The following is a 6,322-nucleotide window of genomic DNA, read 5'->3' as shown; positions in this document are numbered from 1 at the left end:
GACCCCGGCCACCGGTACTAAATTAAAAGACTTCCTCATTCAAGTGAGGGAGTCTTTTTTTGATCTAAAGAATATCAGAACACGAGCTATTTCTTTTTTGTGTTCACATTCACCTCAGTTTCTCCATTCTCATGCTACATAAGCTACCTTTCATAATAGAGTAAAATAGGACATCCTCTTCAATATGGATGATTTTTTTCTGAATGCAAAACCCTTATGCTTTCCACTTGTTTGAAGCGTCTTTCAAAACGGGTTGGAAAAGAGCGGCTGACTTAACATGTGACAGTGGACAGTCGATAAATTTGTATTCCCCGATCTTTTTCGATATGTTTGTATTATGAATATCATAAAGGACCTGAAATGTTTCAGAGTTCAGAGCAGTTTCACCGAACACGCATATGAGATACATAACAAGGAAGGATTCAAGATTGTTCGAAGGCTCTAGGGTGGATGAGAGTGACTAAACATGCGAATAATATTTGAATACATCGAAATTGGACGAATAATGTCTAGAAACTGTTCGCCTTTTCTTTCATGCATCTCAAGAATCGATTAAAATAAAGGAGAGCAGGATGTTTCTTAATTCTAAGGGAAAAAACTTTCTATCTAATGAAAAGAAGTAACTTAACTACTTGGTAAAGGGTGAGTCATAGTGAATTTGGAAAGCAATCAATCAAACAAAAAAATCTTTGTCTTAGGTGGGGATGGTTTCTGCGGTTGGCCGACGAGTTTGCACTTGTCTAATGTCGGTCATGATGTCGTTATTATTGATAACCTCTCTAGACGTAATATTGATAATGAATTAGAAGCGGAGTCACTCACTCCTATTCAGCCGATGGGGACGAGGTTGAAAGCATGGGAAGAGAAGACAGGCAAACAAATTGGTTTTTATAACATTGACATTGCGGAAGACTATGAAACGTTTTTGAAAGTAATGCAAGAAGAAAAGCCAGATGCTGTCGTTCATTTTGCTGAACAGCGTTCGGCTCCCTACTCAATGAAATCACCAAAACATAAGCGCTATACAGTCAATAACAACCTGAATGCTACTCATAATGTACTTTGTGCGATTGTTGACTCAGGCTTAGACATTCATCTTGTGCATTTAGGAACAATGGGTGTGTATGGCTATGGTACAGCAGGTATGAAGATTCCTGAAGGATACTTAGACGTGGAAGTTCAAACGGATACTGGTGAGCGCGTTCAGCAACAGGTGTTGTATCCCACTAATCCTGGTTCTGTGTATCATATGACAAAATCACAAGATCAACTCTTATTCCAGTACTATAATAAGAATGACAATGTCCGGATTACGGATCTCCACCAAGGGATTGTATGGGGCACGAATACAGAGGAAACCAAAATGGATGATCGCTTGATTAACCGTTTTGATTATGACGGTGATTATGGAACTGTGTTAAACCGTTTCCTTATGCAGGCAGCTGTTGGATACCCGATAACGGTTCACGGAACAGGTGGACAGACTCGTGCCTTTATTCACATTCAAGATACTGTCCGCTGTGTCGAGCTTGCTATAGCGAACGCTCCAACGCGTGAAGAACAAGTCATGATCTTTAACCAGATGACGGAGACGCATCGTGTGAATGATTTGGCTAAGCTAGTCAGCAAGTTGACGGGTGGAGAGATTGCGTATGTGTCTAACCCTCGTAAAGAAGCGCCTGAGAACGACCTGCACGTTAAGAACGATTTGTTCATTTCGAAAGGCTTGAACCCTACGACGCTTGATGAAGGGTTGCTACAAGAAGTCACAGAGGTCGCTGGGAAGTATGCAGGACGCGCGGATCACTCGAAGATTCCAGCCACAAGTACGTGGACGAAAGAGCAGCAACCAGGTATTCCTGAAACGAAAGAAGAAAGCTCTGTTAACTAATATCAATAATAGATAAAGTTAAACGCCAGGACAGTTGATGTCCTGGCGTTTAGTTTTTCCTTGAACTTGACTATGCTAAAGGGATACGTCGATATGTTTGAACTGTTCTACGTCAAATAAACCGGTATCCGTTAATTTTAGCTTTGGTATGACGGGTAATGTCAAAAAGGATAGGGTGAGGAAAGGGTTGAAGTTCTCTTCAAAGCCTAAATCCCTAATCGAACGATTCAACGAATGGAGTTCTTCGTATACGTCCATGTAGGGCTCAGGGGACATGAGTCCGGCAACAGGTAAAGGAAGACATGTTAGGACGGCTCCATCCTTTACAATCACCAGCCCTCCTTGAGATTGTCTGAGAACTTCAATGGCTTTAAGTAAGTCTTGGTCGTTTGTTCCAGCTGCCACGATGTTGTGCGAGTCATGGGCAACGGTTGTCGCAATCGCTCCTGACTTCAATTGCAACCCTTTTACAATACCAACACCAATGTTTCCTGTTTGATGATGCCTTTCAACAACCGCCATTTTCAATTGGTCATGTTTCACACTAGGTGAGAACATTTGATTGATTTCCTGTACGTTCTCTATAAGTTTGTTAGTAGCCAACTGATTAGGGTTGATGCCGATAATGTTCGCTTTCTTTGACGCATGGATTGTAAGTTGCAAATCAGACTCTGAGATAGTTGGAAAGTGAACGGAGGATAAAATAGATGCTTCTTCCGGAAGTTTTTCTTTCGTTTGCCCCACGTACTGCCCATTTTTCGCGACTAATTTCCCCATTTTATAAACTTCATGAATTTTAACATCTTCTATATTGTCTAGAAGTAATAAATCCGCATCATACCCAGGTGCAATCGCCCCTTTGTTAGATAATCCATAACATTCTGCTGCGTTCAAGGACGCCATTTGATAAGCCGTTTCTGCGGGAATGCCGTATTGTATGGCTTGCCGGATGTGATGGTCAATACTTCCTTCGTCTACTAAGTCATCGAGGTGTTTATCATCCGTACAGAATAAACAGCGCCTGGAGTTCGCGGTTGTCACGGCAGGGAGGAGTTGCTTGAGGTCTTTGGCAACAGATCCTTCTCTTAGCAAAACATACATGCCTCTCCTCAACCGTTCTTTTGCTTCTTCTGCCGTTGTACATTCGTGGTCTGTGTGGATGCCTGCAGTCCTATAGACATTGATCGCATCGGTAGGGAGACCGGCTAAATGACCGTCGATCTTCTTTTGGTTGTTTTGAGCATCTATGATTTTCTTTACGATGCCTTCTTCTGCATTCTTCAAAGCCGGGTAATCCATGACCTCTGCTAGGCCGAGCACGCGTTCATCCTTATAAAAAGGGTGTAGGTTATCAGATTGAAGAATAGCTCCGGCATTTTCTAAAGGTGTGGAGGGGACCGATGATGGGAGCATGAAAAACAGGTCCATCTCCGTTCGGTTCGCATCCTCGAGCATGAACTCGATTCCTTTTGTACCTGCGACATTCGCAATTTCATGTGGATCTGTAATCGCGGTAGTCACGCCACGGGGCATGACTACTTGAGCGAACTCAGCGGGGGGTACCATGGAGGACTCAATGTGGACGTGTCCATCAATGAAAGAAGGGCAGAGGTACCGATAATCTGCATCTAGGACTTGTTCTCCTTCATATTCTCCGATGCCGATGATTCTTCCGTTCATAATGGCGACGTCGCCTTCGATCCAATCAGAATTGAAAACATCTAATATGCGTGCGTTTTTAATGACAAGATCAGCTATCGTCTTTTTACTTGCTGCGTGAAGTTGTTGATAGAGAGAATGATTAGGTTGGTTCATGAAAGAATCGCTCCTTAGGTTGTTAGAAACACTCGTAAAGGAATCATGGAGGTGGGGCGGGACATGTGACGCCGCTCCTCGTAGTCAAACCATTCATGGTGGTTTGGTAGAAACATCCGGACCATATTTCCGAACCTATACGAGTGGAGATTAAATTGGATAATTAATAGAGATTCTATCCGTTTAACTACTGGATTGTCAATACAGACTAAATTTTTGGTACAATAGAAAGAAGCGTTGTTTTGAAAAATTGTACATACGTTAAAGGAAGGTAGATATGACAGAAGAGAACATTACAAGAATCCATATCAATGATAAAGAATTAATTTTAATTGGGACAGCACATGTCTCAAAACAAAGTGCAGAACAAGTTAAACAAGTCATCGAAGAGGAGCGGCCTGATTCTGTTTGTGTTGAGCTTGATGAACAGCGTTATCGTTCCATCAAAGAAGGAGATCAATGGAAGAACACCGATATCTTTCAAGTGATTAAAGATCGAAAAGCAACATTACTTCTAATGAATTTAGCCATTTCTTCATTTCAACGGAGGATGGCGAAACAATTCGGGATTAAAGCAGGACAAGAAATGATTCAAGGTATTGAATCGGCCGATGAGATGGGGGCAGAGCTCGTATTAGCCGATCGTAACATCCAAATTACTTTCTCTAGAATATGGTCCAATATTGGTTTCTGGGGGAAAATGAAACTCCTGACGTCCATCATTTACAGCATTTTCAGCAATGAATCGATTTCAGAAGAGGAATTGGAGAAAATGAAATCTCAAGACATGCTGGATGGGATGCTTCAAGATATGACGGAACATTTTCCAGCATTGAAGAAACCACTGATTGATGAGCGAGATCAGTATTTAGCTCAAAAAATCAAGGAGGCTCCCGGTGACAAAGTAGTGGCTGTACTTGGCGCTGCTCACGTTCCAGGAATCAAAGAGCAAATTCATGACGATCATGACCTAGATCAACTAACGAAGCGGAAGCCAAAATCGAAATGGCCTAAAGTCATTGGTTGGGGGATTCCGATTTTCATCATCTCGATCATTGCCTATACGTTTTATGCGAACCCAGAAGCAGGTGCACAACAATCCATCAGCTGGGTGTTGTGGAACGGCTCCTTCTCTGCCATCGGAGCGGCGGCTGCTTTAGCTCATCCGATTGCTGTCGTCTCTGCATTTATTGCAGCACCGATCACTTCACTCAATCCTTTGATTGCGGCTGGTTGGTTTGCTGGTTTTGTGCAAGCTTATTTCCGTCGTCCAAACGTATCGGACTTCGAGTCTTTATCGGAAGATGTAACATCGGTCAAAGGGTTTTGGAGTAATAAAGTGACGCGTATTCTCCTTGTCGTCGTTCTCGCTAACATCGGAAGCTCCTTAGGAACATTGATTGGTGGAGCGGATGTCTTACGGTTATTTTTCGAAAATCTATAGATTGGTTGAAGAGAAGCGAACGTGGCTTCTCTTTTTTTTAAACTGAATCACCACGGTTATCTACCTCTCCAGTAATATTGCAGGTTCTGTCGCAATATGTGGCTCTTTCAAGTGCTCCGACTTTCCGCTTAGCTATTTTTTTCTATTCCTGTCGAAGGATTACAACCATTGAACCCTTGCAATAAAAACTTGTGGTAATATTTGTTTAATATGGATAAAAAGCGTTTTTAATAGGAATAAAACGGGCACATTACCTCTGAAACTACTTAAGGAGGAATGAACATTGTCCATTGAGTTGAAAGAAAGGTTACGTTCATCTAGCTTAGAGAGTTTAAGATCGGCGGCTGTTTTGGAGTTTACAGAGGATGTATTCGAGTCCGACAACTTCTGCTCGCTTGAAGTATTGACGCCAGATGTACATCAACTTTTCATCGTAAACCGTAATGATCGCACGCTAACGATTCTCGGAATTACGCCTGACATGGCTGTTACGAAAGAAACTTTGTTCACACAACGGATCATCTCAATGAAAGAATGGTTTGTAGATTACAGTTTGACTGAAAATACACCTCCGAAGAAGTTAGAGATTGAGTTTATGGGCGGACGTACATTACTCATTGAACCGAGCTTGTCCATCACTCAAGAGAAAAGTTACAAAGACCCTGAAGTTTTGAGGCAGGTCAATGAAGAATTCGAATTGTTAATCGCTGGATTGAAGAATACAGTTATCTTGTAAAAGAGAAAGCCGCCTGCATCAGGCGGCTTTTTGATTTTTTATAGAGGATGAGTCAGAGGTCAATACCCTCTTTTAGAAAAAGGTTTAAGGTGTGATCCGTTACAGGAAGGTGTGATAGATTCCTGTAGATAGAAGGTAGAGAGTAAGTAATAGAATGATGGTTAATGTGAAAACAAATTTCTTTTTAGAGAAAGAAACAACCAATCCATTGTTCGGATCGAATGCATAACTCCATATAAATAACCCGAGAATGCCAAGCATCATAATCCCGAGAAATAAATTAATCATGACCGGCCCCCCCCTTTTTTATCTATTTACGAACAAGGAAGAAAAAAGTTTCACTTTTTAAATTTCATTAAAGGGTTTATCTCTTGATCAGACGTCATATACTAAGTAAAACAAGGGGTACTAGCTTCCAATATGAATGAGAAGTTAA

5 protein-coding genes, 1 tRNA gene and 1 riboswitch (1 of these 7 only partly in view) are annotated in these 6,322 nt (G+C 41.7%); of the genes, 4 read left to right on the top strand and 2 right to left on the bottom strand.

The genetic code is table 11. The features are described 5' to 3' along the window. Nucleotides 1-17, top strand: a tRNA-Leu gene (locus H0266_RS07155); it begins 65 nt to the left of the window's first position. 635 nt (nt 18-652) lie between these two features. Then, nucleotides 653-1,891 (top strand): NAD-dependent epimerase/dehydratase family protein, encoded by a 1,239-nt coding sequence (locus H0266_RS07150; RefSeq protein ID WP_181471670.1) that lies wholly within the window; start codon nt 653-655, stop codon nt 1,889-1,891. A 75-nt stretch (nt 1,892-1,966) separates the two neighbouring features. On the opposite strand, the gene ade is transcribed toward H0266_RS07150, so the two are convergent. Then, on the bottom strand, nt 1,967-3,706 hold the full coding sequence (gene ade, locus H0266_RS07145) for an adenine deaminase (protein WP_181471669.1): 1,740 nt from the start codon (nt 3,704-3,706) through the stop codon (nt 1,967-1,969). Between the two features lie 61 nt (nt 3,707-3,767). Beyond that, nucleotides 3,768-3,869: riboswitch (purine riboswitch) on the bottom strand. A 114-nt stretch (nt 3,870-3,983) separates the two neighbouring features. Between ade and H0266_RS07140 the strand changes: the two genes are divergently transcribed. Then, nucleotides 3,984-5,150 (top strand): TraB/GumN family protein, encoded by a 1,167-nt coding sequence (locus H0266_RS07140; RefSeq protein ID WP_181471668.1) that lies wholly within the window; start codon nt 3,984-3,986, stop codon nt 5,148-5,150. Nucleotides 5,151-5,433: 283 nt separating this feature from the next. Continuing rightward, nucleotides 5,434-5,886 carry a hypothetical protein gene (locus H0266_RS07135; RefSeq protein ID WP_181471667.1) on the top strand — a complete coding sequence of 151 codons (453 nt, stop codon included), beginning with the start codon at nt 5,434-5,436 and terminating at the stop codon, nt 5,884-5,886. Nucleotides 5,887-5,985: 99 nt separating this feature from the next. Here the strand turns inward: H0266_RS07135 and H0266_RS07130 are convergent, their stop codons facing one another. After that, nucleotides 5,986-6,174 (bottom strand): hypothetical protein, encoded by a 189-nt coding sequence (locus H0266_RS07130; RefSeq protein ID WP_181471666.1) that lies wholly within the window; start codon nt 6,172-6,174, stop codon nt 5,986-5,988. Nucleotides 6,175-6,322: the final 148 nt, after the last annotated feature.

The organism is Halobacillus locisalis (assembly GCF_013694105.1).
GTDB classification, from domain to species: Bacteria; Bacillota; Bacilli; order Bacillales; family Halobacillaceae; genus Halobacillus; species Halobacillus locisalis.
Note: the sequence above shows the minus strand (reverse complement) of the source record. Positions and strands in the feature narration are given on the sequence as shown.